Origin of the sequence: Desulfosporosinus sp. HMP52 (assembly GCF_000765145.1) — a bacterium.
Taxonomy (GTDB): Bacteria; Bacillota; Desulfitobacteriia; order Desulfitobacteriales; family Desulfitobacteriaceae; genus Desulfosporosinus.
Genome location: NZ_JMGA01000029.1, coordinates 48,658 through 66,578, shown reverse-complemented (window position 1 = coordinate 66,578; position 17,921 = coordinate 48,658). Strand labels below are relative to the sequence as shown.

The following is a 17,921-nucleotide window of genomic DNA, read 5'->3' as shown; positions in this document are numbered from 1 at the left end:
ATTCCGATCATGATTCGGGCAGAAGATGGAGAAATAACAAAAGTAATTAGCTCTTAATACTAGGGGTAGTCTATGATGCCTTGCAACAGTAACGGTAATAAGGAGCCCTTTATAGTTATTTGGAACACTTGTGAATAATTAATGTTTCGGTTTTAAATATCAGTCATATTCTCTAAAAAATAAATATATTTTTATCAAAAAAGCTAGTATTGTGTATAAAAAAGGCGTATTATGTATTTAATAAATCATGGCGAGTAATCAGTTACTTACTGATGGGGGGTTGAGGGTGTCCATATTACTACATACAAAAGAAGGTTTAATTTTATCGACCATTGAGGTTATAAATGAACTGGGGTTGCAAGGACTAACGACGAGAGAAGTGGCAAAAAGGCAAGGAATCTCTGAGTCAACTATTTTTAAGCATTATAGATCAAAGAATGAACTAATTTTGGCAGTGCTTGAATATTTCTCACAGTACGATAACGCTATTCTTGAATCATTAGAACTTAAAGGGTTAAATCCAATAGAAGCCATTTTTTACTTTGTAGAAGCATATGCCACGTACTATGAAAACTACCCTGAAATAACGTCGATTATATTATCGATTGAAGGATTGGTACAAGAGGGTGAGCTAGGTAATGTGGCTAGGAACAAAATTAATAATCGATTCAATACTATTAAATCATTAATTGAGCATGCTAAGCTTCAGAAAGAAATTCCTGGAAATGTCGATACGGAAATATTAGCGGATTTTATTATCGGTCTCGAAAGAGTTGTTGTATTGAGATGGCGCCTTAATAATTACAACTTTGCCTTAAAAGAGCATACTTTAAATGCTTTAAAAATATTGCTAGACAGTTATCGACTTGAAATTAGAGATATAGGTAGAGGAGTTGAGTTAGATGAAGAAACTACTAATCGTTGATGATGCATCTTTTATGCGACTTTCCATTCGAAATATGCTTCAGAAATACGACATAGAAATAGTCGGAGAAGCAGAAAATGGATCTATAGGCCTCGCGATGTATAAAGAATTACGTCCCGATGTCGTAACCATGGATATTACAATGCCTGAAATGTCTGGAATTGAGGCGCTTAAAGCGATTAAGGCTTTTGACCCGCAAGCTAAGGTGATTATGGTCTCAGCCATGGGGCAGGAGGGCATGGTTAAGGAATCAATAATATGCGGAGCCAAAACATTTATTGTCAAACCATTCAAAGAGGAATTCCTCTACCAAACAATTTCTAAGGTGTTAGGGATATGACAAGAAATCCAAATAAAAGGGCGTGAATAACTTGTCAGATCAATATGTTAACGAACCTATGCTTGATTTATTTATCTTTGAGTCAACCCAACTTATTGAACAAATGGAACTTGTGATTATTTCTAATGAGAAGTCCAGTTCTTATTCCTCTGAGGCAATCAACGAAATCTTTAGGATCATGCATACCATCAAAGGCTCTTCAGCAATGATGCTCTATAATAATATTTCAATGTTGGCCCATTCTATGGAGGATTTATTTTTTGTTCTGCGTGAGGACAAGCCCCAAAACGTTAATTATTCAGAGCTGTCAGATTTAGTCCTTGAAGGTATTGATTTCATTAAACTAGAAATCGCCAAAATCAGGAATGGAGACGAAGCAGACGGAGATCCTTCGGAATTAATCGAAAGCCTGAAAGTCTTTTATTCCACAATCAAGGGTCAACATACAAACATCTCACATGGAGCAGATTCTCAAGAAAACAGGCCCATTGAGAATCCACAGTATTACATAAGTAAAGTGAAAACAAACACACCGACCTCCCAAAATATATTCGAGGCCACCCTTTTTTTTGAACCAGACTGTGGAATGGAAAACCTGCGAGCCTTTGGTGTTGTTAACGACCTACAAGAGCTTGTGGAAGAGTTATGTCATATCCCTGAAGATTTAGATCGGGAGGACAGCGCAAGTGTTATTTGTGAACAGGGTTTTACTCTTTTTCTAAAAACTCAGCACTCCTTTGATGAAATTCATAAAGCCCTAGTTCAAACATTCTCGTTAAAGAACCTTCAACTAACTCAAGTCGATAATAGTGACTTGTTTGAAAATCTTCAAAATGAAAGCCATTTAATGGGGGAAAGCTCTCTTAAAGTTCCCACTGTATTAGGTAAAAATACTTTTCCAACAGACCCCGGAGAAAATGAAAACCTTTTAGCAGCAACCCAGCAGAGCATTATAAGTGTGAGTGTGGCAAAGTTAGATCAGTTGATGGATTTAGTCGGAGAAATGGTAATTGCCGAGGCTATGGTAACGCAAAATCCTGATCTCAAAGGCTTGGAACTCAATAACTTTGAAAAGGCCGCGCGACAGCTAAGAAAAATCACGAGTGAATTACAAGACATTGTAATGTCAGTGCGCATGGTGCCCTTAGCCGGGACATTCCAAAAAATGAATCGTACAGTACGGGATATGTGCAAAAAGCTTGACAAGGAAGTTCGGCTCCAGTTAATAGGTCAAGAAACTGAGGTGGACAAAAATATTATTGAACATATCTCAGATCCATTGATGCATCTCATCCGAAATTCTATTGATCACGGCATCGAAATGCCTTCTGAGCGAGAAGCGAAAGGAAAGACCCGTTCAGGAACAATCATCTTGGAAGCAAAAAATGCCGGAGGAGATGTCTTAATCATTATTCGGGATGATGGTGAAGGTTTTAACAAGGATCGGATCTTAGCCAAAGCCCTTGAAAAGGGATTAATTCAAGAATCGGACGATCAAATCCCTGATAAGGAAATCTATAACTTAGTTTTTCTTCCCGGTTTTTCAACCAATGAAACAGTCACGGAGTTTTCTGGCCGTGGAGTTGGAATGGATGTTGTGGTGAAAAATATTGAAGCCGTTGGGGGAGCCATAACAGCAGATAGTGTCCCGGGAGAAGGAACTACTATAATACTGAAAATTCCTTTAACCTTAGCAATCATTGACGGCATGAATATCAAGGTGGGGGATTCGTGCTATACCATACCAACAACCGCGATTAAGGAATCCTTCCGGCCAAAACTGACAGACGTTATAGTCGATCCGGACAATAATGAAATGATGATGGTCAGAGGACAGTGTTTTCCCATCGTACGGTTACACCAAATTTACCATGTACAGACAGAGGTGACGCAGTTTACAGAGGGGATCATCATTATGGTAGAGCAAGACAATAAAACCCTTTGTATCTTTGCCGATGGGTTAGTCGGCCAGCAGCAAGTGGTCGTGAAAGCCCTTCCTGAATATATCCACAACAGGAAAAAAGTCAAGGGACTGGCTGGATGTACCTTATTGGGAGATGGCAGTATCAGTCTTATCTTGGACGTCGGAGGGCTTATGAATTAGATAATCAGCGTAGTTTAGGAAAGGGGAAATAAGATGGCGGATATTGTTGAACAAGAAGCATTGGACATGGTGGAAGATACTCAGAAAGGGAAGTTTCTTACCTTTTGTATGGGCAATGAATACTACGGGATCGAAATCAAATATGTCACTGAAATTATAGGGTTACAACCCATTACCGAAATTCCAGAGATGCCCGAATATATTAAGGGAATCATTAATTTGCGAGGTAAGATTATCCCTGTCATGGATGTGCGTCTGCGTTTCAAAAAGCCCTATAGAGCCTACAATGATAGAACTTGTATCGTAGTCATCGAGATCAGAGCGGTTTCTATCGGTCTTATTGTCGATAGTGTCTCGGAAGTGATAGCAATCTCAGATGAAGAGATCGTAACTCCCCCGAATGTGGCAAGGGAAGGGAACAGATACATTAAAGGGATTGGAAAAGTTGGGAGTGATGTAAAGCTCCTACTGGATTCAGACAGGCTTCTTAACGAAACAGAATTGGAAACGGTCAATGATTTATAAGAATTAGTGAGGTGTTGTAGAATGAAATGGTTTTATAATATGAAAATTGCTGCAAAATTAATATCCGGGTTTGTTTTTGTTGCGCTTATAGCGGCAGTTGTCGGAGTTGTAGGTATCGTAAATCTAAAGACTATCGAAAGGGCCGATACTGAGCTTTATGAGAACATGACGGTGCCAATCTCACAATTAGCGGAGATTTCGACTGAGTTCCAACGGGCTAGAGTCCATAGTCGTGATATTATCATATCAAATGATCCGGTACAGATGAAAAATTACGCTGACGAATTTGCAGCGAGAAAAGCAACCATTGATAAGGATTTAATATCCTTTGAGAAAACAATCTCTTCGGACAGCATGAGGGGCTTGTACGATGATCTGGTGAAAGATAATAATTCATATTTTCAAGAGATGAATAAGGTGGTGGAGCTTGCATTACAAGGGAGAAATGTAGAGGCTCAAGCCCTTATGGTTGCAAACAGCCCTGCTGCTATTGCCAATAAGGAACTCCAGAATGCCATAACAAGCATTATAGAGGCTAAACTACAGGATGCCAAGGCGAAATCCGATAGTAACACTCAGGCGGCCAATACTGCCACAGTCACTATGAGCGTTGTCATAGTCGCAGGGGTACTCATAGCTATTGGTTTAGGATTCTTCATAAGCTCAATCATCAGCAGACCCCTGAAAAAGTTGGTGGAAGTAGCCAACAGCCTTGCAGAAGGGGATCTTAATGTAAGCATCAATGTTACTACCAAAGATGAAGTCGGCATGTTAATGAATTCCTTAAGTAATCTGATTGTATCTTTGAATGAAGTTATGGGTGAAATAAATAATGCGTCATCTCAAGTTGCTTCCGGATCGAGACAGGTTTCTGCCTCCGCCCAGGCACTTTCCCAAGGGTCAACAGAACAAGCGAGCTCTATTGAACAACTGACGGCTTCCATGGAGGAGATTTCTACCCAGACAAGACTAAATGCTACAAATGCTTCCCAGGCTAATGAGTTAGCCTTATCTGCTCAAGAAGAAGCAGTTAAGGGTAATGAGCAAATGAAGGGTATGCTCAAAGCCATGGATGATATTAATGAATCCTCCGGAAATATTTCTAAGATCATCAAAGTTATTGACGAAATCGCCTTTCAAACGAACATACTTGCTCTTAATGCAGCTGTTGAGGCGGCAAGAGCAGGGCAGCATGGCAAAGGCTTTGCTGTTGTAGCGGAAGAAGTACGAAATTTGGCAGCTAGAAGCGCAAACGCAGCAAAAGAGACGACGGCCCTGATTGAAGGCTCCATCAAAAAGGTCGAAGGTGGAACTAAAATCGCTAAAGATACCGCAACAGCGCTCAATCAGATTGTGGAGGGAGTTACAAAAGCAGCAAACCTCGTTGGAGAAATTGCTACAGCATCGAATGAACAAGCTTTAGGAATCAATCAAGTCAACCAAGGGATTATGCAAGTATCCGATGTCGTACAAACGAATTCCGCTACATCTGAAGAAAGTGCCGCAGCTAGTGAGGAACTCTCAAGTCAAGCGGAGCTCTTAAGGGAACAGGTGAATAAGTTTAAACTCAAGAAAAATACCGGATCTTATAATAAAGGGTTTGATGATCTAAATCCTGAAGTTTTACGCATGCTCGAAGATATGAGTCAAAAGAAAAAAGGAAGCTATAGTGATATGAATCAAGGGTATGCTGAGGCGGCTGCAACGGGCAATAAATCAAGAATTTCTTTAAGTGATGGAGAGTTTGGAAAGTACTAGAAAATTATCGGGAGAGCCGCAAGGCTCTCCCCTAATCAAAAAAATATATAATTATAGAAGGGTTTAAGGGGGTGTAATAATGTTAACTATTTCAAATAGAGAGTTTAAGCAACTTGCAGATTATATTAAAGCTAATTATGGGATACATCTTAAGAACGAGAAACAAACCCTTCTAACCGGAAGACTAAGCAATGTTTTGTTAGAAAAAAACTTTGCCTCTTTTGAGGATTATTTTAAGTATATAGTAGCTGATAAATCAGGGGATGCATTGGTAACTCTTATAGATAAAGTAACAACTAATCACACCTTTTTTATGCGTGAAGTGGATCATTTTAATTTTTTCAAGGAAATGGTGCTACCCCAGTTAGCAAATAACTCAAAAACTAAGGATCTTAGGATCTGGAGTGCCGGTTGTTCGAGTGGAGAAGAGCCCTATACCTTAGCAATGATTATTGACCAATTTTTTGGCATGGAGAAAAAATGGTGGGACACAAAAATCTTGGCTACAGATATTTCCAGCAAAGTATTAGATATCGCCCTTACAGGGATTTATAGTAATGATCGAATAGCAACTGTTCCAACGTTTTGGAAACTTAATTATTTTAAAAAATTAGACCATGAAAAATCGGTCCTAATCGAAAAGATTAGGAATGAAGTGATATATCGAAAGTTTAATCTCATGGACAAAACCTTTCCCTTTAAAAAGAAATTTCAAGTGATCTTTTGTCGTAATGTAATGATTTACTTTGATAGTAAAACAAAAATGGAGTTAGTTAAGAAATTCTATGATGCAACTGAGCCAGGAGGGTATCTGTTCATTGGACACTCAGAATCACTGAATCGAAATGAGACAGAGTATAAATATATTATGCCTGCCGTCTATCGAAAGGAACTATAGTATGAGAAAAATCAAAGTACTTATTGTTGATGATTCTTTAATCTTTCGCGAAGTCTTGGCCAGGGGAATTTCTACTGACCCGGTAATTGAGGTAGTGGCAAAGGCCATTGATCCCTTCGATGCAAGAGATAAAATTTTGGAGTTTGAACCCGATGTGATGACTTGTGATATAGAAATGCCTAAAATGAATGGAATTGAATTTATCAAGCGGCTTTTGCCTCAATACCCATTACCTGTTGTCGTTGTAAGCTCTGTTAGTATGGTTGTTTTTGAAGCAATGAAAGCTGGGGCTGTGGATTTTGTAACTAAGCCAAATATCCAATCGGTACAAGATGTCGAAGGATTTATTAATGAACTGATTCAGAAGATAAAAATTGCTGCTAAAGCAAAAATAAAAATGCTTGGAAAGAGCAACACAAGGTTGGTTGAAGAGGGGGTTCCCGGAAAGGGGAAGCTCATAGCCATAGGAGCGTCGACAGGAGGAACGGAGGCGGTTTGCAATATCCTAAAAGTACTGCCTTCTCAATTACCCGGAATTGTTGTTGCTCAACATATTCCTCCGATCTTTTCTAAGCTATTTGCGGATAGACTTAATGCTTCGACTCGGTTTCAGGTTAAGGAAGCTCAGACGGGTGATTATGTGGACCCAGGATGTGTCCTAATTGCCCCTGGCGGACAACATATGAGAATTAAGAAGGCTGGGGCTCGTTATAAAGTTGAATGTTTTATGGGTGAAAAAGTTAATGGGCACAGTCCGTCGATTGATATCCTCTTTGAGTCAGTGGCAAAAGAAGTAGGGGAAGGTGCCATCGGGGTGATTTTAACGGGGATGGGTTATGATGGAGCAAAAGGGTTACTGGCCATGAGAAGAAAAGGATGCAAGACCTTGGGACAGGATGAGAAATCCTCAGTCGTATATGGAATGCCTAAGGTTGCATTTGAGATTGGAGCAGTAGAGCGGCAGGTTCCTCTTGAAACAATGGCTCAAGCACTCGTAAACCTATTGAGGAGACAAAATGGATAGAATAATTGGTTAGGGGAACCTCTAGCAACTCACAAAATATTAATAAAGACCTATGCTTTATCTACTCGCGTGGTGGTAAACTATTTAGTTTGAAATAACAATGAGTGAAGGAACAGGAGATATTAAATTTGTTACCATTCCGTTTAATTCTTAAGGTAGGTGCCGAATTTGAGGATGAACAGTATCAAGACTGAGTCTAACAACTTTGAAATCATTTTTAATAGTAGCCCTATCGGGATGTTTTTACTGAATCACGAATTGTTAATAGAGAAGATTAACGAGTCCGGATTAGAATATTTAGACGCTAATCGTAAGGAAGTTTCGGGTAAAGGGCTTGGTAACGAGATTCATTGTCAAGGGAGTACAGATAATGTTCGGGGATGTGGCTATGGGCGACAATGTCAGTCCTGCAGGTTACGATCGACCATAGAATTAGCTCTTAATAGCGGACAGCCTACCGCTCATCTAGAATACTCCCAAATATTAATTAATAGGGGTATGGAGAGAAAATATTGGTTTAAAGCAAGCATTACTCCTGTTATGATAGACAACAAACGAAAAGTGGTTGTAGCACTAGACAATATCACAGATAGCAAATTAGTAGAGAAGTCTGCTAAAAAGTATCAAATGATTTTACAAAAAGCACGCGACATTATCTTATTTATGAATACAGAAGGGAACATTTTAGAAGCTAATGACGCAGCAGTTCGTGCCTACGGTTATACAAGAGGGGAACTCCTAACGCTAAAAATTTTTGACTTACGTGGAGAGGTTGACTTAGCAGCAGAACAAATGGAATTGGTAGGAGAGGAAGGATTGTTATTCGAAGCTCGCCATATTCGTAAAGATGGCAGCAGCTTTCCCGTAGAAGTCAGTTCCTATGGTGCGTATTTAGATAATCAACGCGTATTGATAAGCATTATTCGGGATATCACTGAACGAAAACAATGGGAAAAATCCTTAATAGAAAGCGAAAACAAGTACCGTAGTCTGTTCGATGTAGCGCAAGATGGAATCTTTCTGCACGAAATCATAGAGGGAGATCCCCTTAGTTCGAGAATCCTTGACGTTAACCCGGTCGCCTGTCAGAGGCTTGGATATACTAAAGATGAGCTGCTAAATCGAGGCATCCTTGATTATAGTAAAGGAAATAAGCACTCCATACGTAATTCCATTCATAAAGTGCTTTCGGAAGGGAAATGTACTCTTGAAAACATTCATCTGACGAAAGATGGGAAGGAAATACCTGTTGAAATCTGTGTTCAATTCCTGGAGCTTGACGGAAAAAAGTGTATGCTATCCTTTGCTAGAGATATATCTGAACGTAAGAAAGCAGAAGCCGAACTCCTTAAAAGCCAAAAAACCCAAAAGCTTTTATATGAACGCTACCGGGCGTTAATTATGAATATGCCCGATAGCTTTGCCTACAATAAAGTAATCTTTGATGCTGACGGGATACCCCAAGATTATGAGATTCTAGAGGTTAACGAAGCTTACGAAAAAATATTTAAAGTGTCTCGAGAGGAAATCACTGGCAAGAAGTACTCGGAACTTTTCTCTGCTGAGGATCCAAGGATCTATAGAAAGAGAATGGATGAATACGGAGAAGTTGCATCATCGGGAATGGAACTTGAACTACCGATATACTATTCCAAGTGGAGTAAACGCTGGTTTTCTGTAAAACTCTATAGTCCTGAGCCGGGCTTTTTTGTTTCCTTGTTGACAGATATGACTGAGCGAATATATGTAGAAAATGAGCTCCACCAAGCTAAGGATAAAGCTGAAGCGGCTAATCAGGCAAAAAGTGAATTCCTGGCGAATATGAGTCATGAAATTCGTACTCCTATTAATGGAATGGTGGGGATGATTGATCTTACTTTATTATCCCCCATAAGCCACGAACAGAGAGAAAACTTAGAACTTGCAAAAGCTTGTGCGGATTCGCTGTTGAAGATTATTAATGATATCCTTGACTTTTCTAAGATTGAAGCTGGGAAGTTAGTTATCGAGGTAATTGGCTTTAACATTAGAGATTTATTGAATTCAACCCTCAAAACGCACTTGCCGTTAGCGAGGAAAAAGCAGTTGGACTTAACTTGCAACTGCTCTCCCGCTATACCTCAAATCTTGCAAGGGGACCCTGACAGATTAAAGCAGATTCTAAATAATCTTATAAACAATGCTTTAAAATTTACTAATAACGGTGGAGTTACTCTTTCAGCCCAGGAAGTGGCTATGACTGAGGAATGGGTTGAGGTTAAATTCTGTATTTCTGATTCGGGTATTGGCATATCGGAAGAAGAACAAGCTAAGCTATTTAAAAACTTTAGTCAAGTTGACAGCTCAATTACGAAAAAATACGGAGGAACGGGTTTGGGCTTGGTGATTTCCAAGCAGCTAATACAAATGATGGGCGGAGCAATAACAGTTGAAAGCCAAAAAGGAAAAGGGAGTAACTTCAGTTTCACTTTAAAATTCAGGCTCTCAGGAGAAGTAATTTATACATCTCAACCATTCTTCAACCCGATCCATACATTAAATCCCTTAAAAATTCTTATTGTGGAGGATGATAAGGTTAATTTGACCGTCTTAGAGCTAATGCTCAAACAAAAAGGACATGTTATCAGAGCCGTTACAAACGGATCTGAAGCCTTATCGTTACATGCCAAGAATCAGTTTGATGTGATTTTTATGGATATACAGATGCCGATAATGGATGGGATAGAAGCAACTGCCAAAATTAGAGAAAGGGAAGGCGAGGGCAGACATACTCCGATTATAGCCCTAACAGCTTTCGCACTAATGGGCGACCGTGAAAAATTTCTTTCTAAAGGCTTCGATGAGTATATTCCCAAACCTATTAAGATGGAGGAATTAGTCCAGGTTTTAGAAGAGGTGGTAAGTAGAAGAAGAGATTTAAATGATGGAAAGGGTGGTGATCCTAATCTCGAGGTTAGAATCAGTGAAACAGGGAAAATAGTAAATATTAAATCTGAGGAGCCAAAGGGGTTTGATAGGCTCACTGTTTTACATGATATTTCTGAGGGAATTAAAACACTTTGGCTTGCCTTAATGGATAAAGATTGTGATATGAAGGTCGTTGAAGGCATTGCCCATAAAATCAAAGATAATTGCAGCCTAATTGATGCGGATGAGCTGAAAGCCCTGGCATTTAAAATAGAATTAGCCTTAAGACGCGAAAATTTAGAACAAGCGATTAAATTAACTTATTTTTTCCAACGAGAATTTGAAATATTAGATGTTTAAATTTATTTAGGGAGGTATAGGGGTATGAAAATTTTAGTAGCCGAAGACGATTTGGCCAGTCGGAAATTTCTCTCGAAGTTTCTTTCTCAATATGGAGAAGTTGATAGGGTAGTCGATGGCATTGAAGCACTTGACGCTTATCTGATGAGCGTTAAGGAAGAAGAACCCTATGACTTAATTTGTCTGGATATAATGATGCCAAAAGTCGATGGAGTTAAGGTATTAAGAGCTATTCGAGATTATGAAAGTAAGCAAGGAGTTGCTACTAAGGAGCGGGTTAAGGTTATTATGACCACAGCTTTAGCAGAAACAAGCTATGTTAATCAGGCTTTTGAAATTGGGTGTGAGGCCTACGCGGCCAAGCCTATTGATACGAATAAAATGCTGGAGGTAATCAAGAAACTTGGGTTGATAGAGTGAATCATATAACATAGTCTTGTGGAAGTCAGCAAAATGTAAAGTTTTGCCTAAGCAGGGGTTTTACATAATGAAGACCGAGTATATTAATCCGTTTATCCTTCACTAAGGCAATTTGTTGTAAAATTGCATCGGCAATGATGGGCGTTTCATCTATAACTGAACTTGATGATATAGCTAAAAGCGCAATCGGTGAACTGTGTAATATGACCCTAGGTTATACTGCTACCCTGTTTTCCAAAGAGAATATAGTAGTGGATATAACCCCTCCAACTATTCTTACTGGGGACAATATTGAACTGAGCATACCTAACACTGTTGTAATGTGTATATCTTTGTTATTTGAGGATGGATCCCAAATAGAGATTAATGTATTGGTAGCTGAAGAGTAGGTTAAGTAAACGACACAAATTATAAATAATATTCGAATCCTAGCTTCCTCCCCGTTTGAGGTAAATATTGTTAAAGAATAAAACCCTTTAAGGCAATCCTTAAAGGGTTTTACATCAGTTGCATCATTCAATTATTCACTGAATAAACCTAATCTTTTGATAAGATCGGGTATAGCTCTTTCAAAACAGACTCCATATCTTTTCTCTAGTTCTGCTTTTTGAGTCAAACTAATACACATTTGAGTATAATCCACAGCTATTTGTGTTGCCTCTGCAAGAGTGAAATTATTCAATAGTGCGGATAATAAGGCACTGCCAAAAACATCCCCCGTACCATGAAAGTAACCTTCAATCTTGTCGTTAAAGGCATAACTAAAATTACCGGTTTCACTATCGTAGGACGCTGCTCCTAATTTGTCACCTTCGAAGGATACCCCCGATAATACAACCTTTTTTGCTCCCAAAGCTGCGAGTTTTTTTAAGGTGGTTTCAATATATTCCTGCGAATAGTTTTCTCCGATGTATTCCTCATCTAAAAGGAAAGCGGCTTCAGTCAAATTGGGGACAATGATATCTGCCTTTGCACATAATTTAGCCATGCCTTTAGCCATTTCCGGTGAATAAATTGAATATAAAACTCCATTGTCCGCCATAACAGGATCAACCATAACTAGTGTATTGTCTGTCCTAAAGGTATCGAAGAGGTCGGCTACTAAATCTATCTGCTCAAATGATCCTAAAAATCCACTGTATAAAGCATCAAACTGTATGTTCAATGATTGCCAATGATCTGAAATAGGTTTGATATCTTCCGTTAAATCTCTATAGGTAAACCCCTCAAACCCACCAGTGTGTGTGGATAGAATTGCTGTAGGCAATACAGAGGTATCAAAACCCGCAGCTGATAGTATGGGTAGTGCAACTGTAAGAGAACATCTTCCAACACAAGAAATATCATGAATTGCAGCGATTCTTTTTTGCTTATTCATAGAATTGATCCTCCTTGACAATTAATAAATTGATTATAGAATAATACTGTTACCTATAAAAGTGTCAGTTTTGAATATATGCATGGCTACAGTTTGGAGGTGCCATAATTATTACCTTACCGTTATGTACTAATAATTCACCTTTATACAAGCAGATCTACGATTGGTTAAAAACTGAAATTCAATGCAAGAAATATAAGCCCAACGACAAGATTCCTTCAAAGAGGAAACTATCAGAGCATCTTTGTGTAAGTATCAATACGATTGATTTAGCATATAGCCAATTAATGGATGAAGGGTATATTTTATCCGTCCCTAAGAAAGGTTATTATGTATCTAATATTGACGTATATCACAACATAAATATCGTTCAGCATGAGGGTACTCTGCTAACGGAACATATAAATGATTTGAAAATTGATTTTTCTCCCAGTGATATTGACCACAAAGCATTTCCATATAAGACATGGAGAAATCTTTTTAAAAGCTGCTTTAATGAATTTGATCATAGCATACTAAAAAGAACGACTGCTCAGGGAAATATGGGTTTGCGCCGAGAACTAGTTTCTTTTTTGCATAGTTCAAGAGGTGTAAACTGTGAGGAAAGACAGATTGTCATTGGCGCCGGAACAGAAAGTTCTTTGCGAACAATAAGTCTAATATTAGGTAATAAAACTCCCATCGCCTTAGAAAATCCAGTTTATCGAAAAGCTTATAGGACATTTGAACATATGGGGCATGAGATTTTACCGATACCAATTGATAATAAAGGAATTGAAATAGAGCACTTAAAGGATATTTCTAATGTAGCAGTTTATGTAACTCCCTCACATCAGTTCCCTCTCGGAGTAAGCATGCCAATAGGCAGGAGGATCGAGCTTTTAAACTTTGCCAATAAAGCAGATGGACGATATATTATCGAAGATGACTATGACAGTGAATTTAGATATATCAGAAAGCCTTTGCCTTCTTTGCAAAGTATAGACCAAAATGGCAAGGTCATATACGTCGGAACATTTTCAACCTCAATTGCACCTTCCATTAGAATGAGTTATATGATCTTACCGTTGATGCTTTTAAAAGTTTATAATAAACTATTCAGCGAGTTTGGTTCTGAAGTATCCATACTTGAACAGAAAATTATTGAAACGTTTATTGCAGAAGGCAGCTACGAAAGACATCTCAATAGAATGCGTAAACTGTATAAGGATAAAAGGGCTCATTTTATTAGAGAACTATCAATCTTTGGAGACCGGATTAAAGTTGTAGGTGAAAGCGCTGGGAATCATTTGCTCATTAATTTAATAACAGAAAATAGTGAAAGACAAATGTGTAGTGCTGCAATCGAAAATGGTGTTAAGGTTTATCCAATTTCAGATTATTTTATTGGCGAAGTAATAAGTAAGTATGAAAATACCTTCTTACTTGGTTTCGGTGCCTTGAGTAAAAATGAGATAGAGGAGGGTGTCAAACTACTATATAAGGCATGGGTGTTAAAGTAAGAGGTTTCACAAATGTGAAACCTCTTTTAAAGTCTTTTCCAAAATAGATCTATAAAAATTGTTTATCATAGAACAGCTCTATAGTTACAATTAAACTGAATAATAAATATTCATAGACAATATTATAATGATTCCTTAATTTAGTGGTAAAAATGAGCGCTAAGGCACTTTTGTCAATAAGTTTTTTTGATAAAGCTATATATTGGATCTATAGACAGTAGAGGGGAGGTGTGCTAATATTCACTTGAAGATATTCCTATCAATTTCCTGTTGACAAAATCATTATTGAGGAGGACGAAGAACATGGGGAAACTTGTAGTAGTTGGTAAGGCGGGAAAGCAGCGTAGGTATTGCTCCCAGGCTCAATATTGTTTACTCGTCCTTCTTGTCCCAATGGTAATTTTTCTACTAGGAGCAGGTGCCTTAACCACCCAAGCTCACACAAATTCTTCGCAATTTTTAACGTCGCAAGCTTCATTGTTGACCCTGCAAGAAGAATATAAGATAGGGGAGACTTTCAAGATAGGTAACCTGCAATATCGAATAAACAGTATACGGACATCAGACGGCAGTAGTGAGGTTAAGTCGCCTAGCTCAGGGAATGTTTTTCTTTTTATAAATCTAACCATTGAAAACCAAAGCCCTAGTGATGTTGAGGTTAGAAGTACAATTGGATTTAAACTGAAAGACTTAAATGGTAATAGTCATGAATCGAGTCTAGGGGCTTTTCTGGCAGCAAAAAGCCGTATTGATGGAACGATTAGATCAAAAGAAGCAGTAACTGGTGAACTGGGATATGAGGTGTCAGAAAAGGCTAAGATGTTCAATTTGATTGTTGTTCCTGATCCACTTAATTCTAAAGCAAAAAGTGCAAGCGTTAGGTTCTCGATAGATAAGTGAATTAAATAAAGGTTTAATATAAAATATTACAATCAAATCCCTTCCTAATCCACTAGGTACATTAGGAGGGTATTTTTGATTGCCTTATGGCACTGTTAAGGGAACAAGCAAATGAGCTGACTGAGGCAATAGCAAGGTTTAAGATTTAATAACTAAAAGATGCCAGAGCGGTCTTGTAATTCGCCCTGACATCTTCTTATAATCAGATCAAGAACCCTCATATTTAATAATGGCAAACGCAGATACTCTGTTAGTGTTTACCTGAAACGAGTTAACTAAAATTAGCGAACCTGTTTTAAGAGTTTGGCCATATTTTGGCCTAAGGTTTGAAAAGTTTGGATGCCTTCATTATCATTTTGGACATCGCCTGGATCTCGTGATAGAGTTAGATTCCAATAGTTTGAACTGCAAATGATCATCTCAGCAATGCCAAAGAAGAAATTGATAGCAGAGTAGGTAAAGGTTGCTCCAGCTCGACGTGCTGCGACAACAGATGTGCCTACTTTTCCTTTTAATAAGGCTCCACCGTTCGATTTCGAAACATAACCACAGCGATCAATAAGAGCTTTTACCTCGGTGCTCACATTGCTGAAGTAAGTTGGGGAACCAATAATAATACCATCGGCTTCTTCGATTTTCTGGATAAATGTATTCATATCGTCATCCTTGCGAGCACAACGATTATCTTTAGTTTCCCTACATTTACCGCAGGCTAAGCAACCAAATACCTTACGGCCTCCCAATTGGATCATTTCGGTTTCTATACCTTCTTTTTCCAGCTCGTCTAAGACTATTTGTATACTTTGTGAGGTATTTCCCTTAACCCTGGGACTTCCGTTAAATGCTATAACTTTCATTGAGAACACTCCTAACTCTTTGACATAAGTAATTGTATGATATTATAATAAACTATATAATACCCATTAACAAGTACGTACCTTTTTGTTATATAGTACCTAATTGGATACCTTAAAAATAATTTACTCAATAATACATTCGGTGAGGTGATTTTAATCATGATTAAGTTTAAAAATAATGAGTATCAGTGTTCAATGGAACTAACCTTGGCTCTTATTGGCGGTAAATGGAAGGCCTTGATACTTTGGCACTTGGGAGAGAAAACTTTAAGATACAGCGAAATAAGAAAAGTAATACCTAATGTTACGCCCAAAATGTTAACACAACAACTTCGGGAACTAGAAGACAGCGGATTGGTTAAGCGGTTAATTTATACTCAGATCCCTCCAAAAGTAGAATATTCTCTGACAAAAGCGGGTTTAAGTCTATTGCCAATACTAGATACTATGTGTAAATGGGGACAAAACTACGCAAATGAATATGAACACAATATGCAAGAATTATAGCTTGCTCAAGAAGAATCGTAGATCTATATTTTGCTCAAGTTGATAGCAGACTTGGGAAAGTGTGGAGTTATGGAAACATGAGCGGCTTAATAAGGTGAGTGAAGGAGTAGATTTATGGGGAAAACAAGAATTTTTCTATTAAAGTCCCTGATAGGCCTATTAATGTTAGGGTTAATGCTTACAGGTTGTGGTACCAAAGAGGCTAACAATCAACCTTCAAGTTCGGGAGATACGTCTCAACAGGATAGAGCAATAACAGCTTTGGTTATCGAGCGTAAGGTCCATACCCAGGCCTATCGAGATGATCAAGACGGTTCGGTGCTGCTTTATTTGAAAATTACTTATCCTGAGATTAGGAACCCGGAGAATAATCCTGGAATTTCAAAAATTAATGAGTACTATAGTAAACAATGTGATAGCATTTTAGGAAATGCCTTAGGGGACGGTTTAGAAATGGCTCGAGCTGACAAGGAAGTCGCCCTAAGTGGTGGATTCGAGTTCCGGCCTCATGCGTATGAACGAAGTACAGAAATTTATTATAATGGTAATGATATACTCTCAGTTGTAAATTTAGTGTATGAAAATACCGGTGGAGCTCATCCCAATTCAAGCTGGCTTTCAGAAACCTTTGATGTTAAAACCGGTGTGAGATTGACCCTTGCCGATATTCTTGGGGGCAGCAGTGAAGAAGCGCTTGAAAAGGTGTACCAAACAGTTCTGGCTAAGATCAAAGAAACCGAAGGAACCGATAATTTTGTCTATCAGGAAAACTATGCCGATAATGTTCGAAGAAGTTATTCGGAAGACGATTTTGTATTGACCAGCAACAGCTTGATGGTTTATTATCAGCCTTACGCTATAGCAGCCTATGCCGCAGGCATTCCTAAATTTGAGCTTCCATATAGCCAGATGAAAACACCGCCTTTAAACATACCTGCACTACCCAATAGCCAACTAGAACGCGATCTCTATAGCCAGATAGGATATTTATTGGAGCGTAATAAGGAAGCATTTTATGAAATCTTTGGCTTATCAATGCTACCGATGGATATTCCCGAAAAACGAGGGGATAATGAGGTCTTGTTTCCCGTAGTAGATAGGCGGTTTGTAAATTATGCTGATTTTGAACAATTTGTGAGAGGCACCTATATTCGGAGTGAAGCGGATTTGCTTTTAGGTAACGGGAAGTATCTAAATATAGAAGGCAAATTGTATGGAAATATAAGTAAGGACGCCAGCCTGGGTTATTATGTAAATTGGAATGACTATAGCTATGTTCTAGAAACAATTAACGAAACATCTGCCAAGCTTACAATTTTTACAACGGATGATTCTCCAGCAGGCAAAAAAAATAAGACTATTACCGTTGGCCTGCAGGAATTAAATGGTGTTTGGCTGTTGGAAAAAGTGGTTGAATAGAAAAATTATTAGGTTGCATACCTAAGATCCAAAATGTTAAATTTGTAACAGCAAGCAAACTAGTAAGAAAAACCTCAGCTCAGATTTAATTCTAAGT

The 17,921-nt window shown here is 38.4% G+C and carries 16 protein-coding genes; 14 read left to right on the top strand and 2 right to left on the bottom strand.

What is annotated here, in order from left to right; genetic code table 11:
- Positions 1-286 precede the first annotated feature (286 nt).
- The 10 genes from DP73_RS12390 to DP73_RS12345 all read left to right on the top strand — a co-directional run bounded on the left by DP73_RS12390 (position 287) and on the right by DP73_RS12345 (position 11,650).
- Positions 287-925: a TetR/AcrR family transcriptional regulator gene (locus tag DP73_RS12390; RefSeq protein WP_242865749.1), complete on the top strand. Its 639-nt coding sequence runs from the start codon at positions 287-289 to the stop codon at positions 923-925.
- On the top strand, positions 903-1,265 hold the full coding sequence (locus DP73_RS12385) for a response regulator (protein WP_034599864.1): 363 nt from the start codon (positions 903-905) through the stop codon (positions 1,263-1,265). Before DP73_RS12390 ends, DP73_RS12385 begins: the two co-directional genes overlap by 23 nt.
- A gap of 31 nt (positions 1,266-1,296) precedes the next feature.
- A complete protein-coding gene (locus tag DP73_RS12380; RefSeq protein WP_034599863.1) occupies positions 1,297-3,369 on the top strand; it encodes a chemotaxis protein CheA in 2,073 nt (690 codons plus the stop codon).
- 33 nt (positions 3,370-3,402) lie between these two features.
- Positions 3,403-3,894 (top strand): chemotaxis protein CheW, encoded by a 492-nt coding sequence (locus DP73_RS12375; protein WP_034599862.1) that lies wholly within the window; start codon positions 3,403-3,405, stop codon positions 3,892-3,894.
- A gap of 21 nt (positions 3,895-3,915) precedes the next feature.
- Complete coding sequence (locus tag DP73_RS12370) at positions 3,916-5,652, top strand: methyl-accepting chemotaxis protein (RefSeq protein ID WP_034599860.1); 1,737 nt, start codon at positions 3,916-3,918, stop codon at positions 5,650-5,652.
- A 79-nt stretch (positions 5,653-5,731) separates the two neighbouring features.
- On the top strand, positions 5,732-6,550 hold the full coding sequence (locus DP73_RS12365) for a protein-glutamate O-methyltransferase CheR (protein ID WP_034599858.1): 819 nt from the start codon (positions 5,732-5,734) through the stop codon (positions 6,548-6,550).
- 1 nt (position 6,551) lies between these two features.
- Complete coding sequence (gene cheB, locus DP73_RS12360) at positions 6,552-7,574, top strand: chemotaxis-specific protein-glutamate methyltransferase CheB (protein WP_034599857.1); 1,023 nt, start codon at positions 6,552-6,554, stop codon at positions 7,572-7,574.
- A gap of 174 nt (positions 7,575-7,748) precedes the next feature.
- Positions 7,749-10,841 (top strand): PAS domain S-box protein, encoded by a 3,093-nt coding sequence (locus tag DP73_RS12355; RefSeq protein ID WP_052090640.1) that lies wholly within the window; start codon positions 7,749-7,751, stop codon positions 10,839-10,841.
- A 24-nt stretch (positions 10,842-10,865) separates the two neighbouring features.
- The gene (locus DP73_RS12350; RefSeq protein ID WP_034599854.1) at positions 10,866-11,261 is read left to right on the top strand and encodes a response regulator; all 396 of its coding nucleotides are present in this window, start codon (positions 10,866-10,868) and stop codon (positions 11,259-11,261) included.
- An 80-nt stretch (positions 11,262-11,341) separates the two neighbouring features.
- Positions 11,342-11,650: a chemotaxis protein CheX gene (locus DP73_RS12345; RefSeq protein ID WP_081963044.1), complete on the top strand. Its 309-nt coding sequence runs from the start codon at positions 11,342-11,344 to the stop codon at positions 11,648-11,650.
- A 131-nt stretch (positions 11,651-11,781) separates the two neighbouring features.
- Here DP73_RS12345 and DP73_RS12340 read toward each other — a convergent pair whose 3' ends face one another.
- Entirely contained in the window at positions 11,782-12,639 is an 858-nt protein-coding gene (locus DP73_RS12340; protein ID WP_034599853.1) for a pyridoxamine kinase, read from the bottom strand.
- 74 nt (positions 12,640-12,713) lie between these two features.
- Between DP73_RS12340 and DP73_RS12335 the strand changes: the two genes are divergently transcribed.
- Both DP73_RS12335 and DP73_RS12330 read left to right on the top strand, forming a co-directional pair.
- Positions 12,714-14,141 (top strand): PLP-dependent aminotransferase family protein, encoded by a 1,428-nt coding sequence (locus DP73_RS12335; protein ID WP_348982422.1) that lies wholly within the window; start codon positions 12,714-12,716, stop codon positions 14,139-14,141.
- Between the two features lie 303 nt (positions 14,142-14,444).
- Positions 14,445-15,041, top strand: a complete 597-nt coding sequence (locus tag DP73_RS12330) for a DUF4352 domain-containing protein (protein ID WP_034599850.1) — start codon at positions 14,445-14,447, stop codon at positions 15,039-15,041.
- 281 nt (positions 15,042-15,322) lie between these two features.
- Here DP73_RS12330 and DP73_RS12325 read toward each other — a convergent pair whose 3' ends face one another.
- Complete coding sequence (locus tag DP73_RS12325; RefSeq protein ID WP_034599848.1) at positions 15,323-15,898, bottom strand: flavodoxin family protein; 576 nt, start codon at positions 15,896-15,898, stop codon at positions 15,323-15,325.
- A gap of 159 nt (positions 15,899-16,057) precedes the next feature.
- Here DP73_RS12325 and DP73_RS12320 point away from each other — a divergent pair, with 159 nt between their 5' ends.
- Together DP73_RS12320 and DP73_RS12315 are read left to right on the top strand one after the other, a co-directional pair.
- Positions 16,058-16,405, top strand: a complete 348-nt coding sequence (locus DP73_RS12320) for a helix-turn-helix domain-containing protein (RefSeq protein ID WP_034599847.1) — start codon at positions 16,058-16,060, stop codon at positions 16,403-16,405.
- Positions 16,406-16,519: 114 nt separating this feature from the next.
- Positions 16,520-17,824 carry a DUF4163 domain-containing protein gene (locus DP73_RS12315; RefSeq protein ID WP_034599845.1) on the top strand — a complete coding sequence of 435 codons (1,305 nt, stop codon included), beginning with the start codon at positions 16,520-16,522 and terminating at the stop codon, positions 17,822-17,824.
- Positions 17,825-17,921: the final 97 nt, after the last annotated feature.

Bases quoted from the DNA above. Each gene is read 5' to 3' on its own strand.
- DP73_RS12385 (WP_034599864.1), top strand. From the start codon at position 903: ATGAAGAAACTACTAATCGTTGATGATGCATCTTTTATGCGACTTTCC.
- DP73_RS12375 (WP_034599862.1), top strand. From the start codon at position 3,403: ATGGCGGATATTGTTGAACAAGAAGCATTGGACATGGTGGAAGATACT.
- DP73_RS12370 (WP_034599860.1), top strand. From the start codon at position 3,916: ATGAAATGGTTTTATAATATGAAAATTGCTGCAAAATTAATATCCGGG.
- DP73_RS12365 (WP_034599858.1), top strand. From the start codon at position 5,732: ATGTTAACTATTTCAAATAGAGAGTTTAAGCAACTTGCAGATTATATT.
- cheB (WP_034599857.1), top strand. From the start codon at position 6,552: ATGAGAAAAATCAAAGTACTTATTGTTGATGATTCTTTAATCTTTCGC.
- DP73_RS12355 (WP_052090640.1), top strand. From the start codon at position 7,749: ATGAACAGTATCAAGACTGAGTCTAACAACTTTGAAATCATTTTTAAT.
- DP73_RS12350 (WP_034599854.1), top strand. From the start codon at position 10,866: ATGAAAATTTTAGTAGCCGAAGACGATTTGGCCAGTCGGAAATTTCTC.
- DP73_RS12340 (WP_034599853.1), bottom strand. From the start codon at position 12,639: ATGAATAAGCAAAAAAGAATCGCTGCAATTCATGATATTTCTTGTGTT.
- DP73_RS12330 (WP_034599850.1), top strand. From the start codon at position 14,445: ATGGGGAAACTTGTAGTAGTTGGTAAGGCGGGAAAGCAGCGTAGGTAT.
- DP73_RS12325 (WP_034599848.1), bottom strand. From the start codon at position 15,898: ATGAAAGTTATAGCATTTAACGGAAGTCCCAGGGTTAAGGGAAATACC.
- DP73_RS12320 (WP_034599847.1), top strand. From the start codon at position 16,058: ATGATTAAGTTTAAAAATAATGAGTATCAGTGTTCAATGGAACTAACC.
- DP73_RS12315 (WP_034599845.1), top strand. From the start codon at position 16,520: ATGGGGAAAACAAGAATTTTTCTATTAAAGTCCCTGATAGGCCTATTA.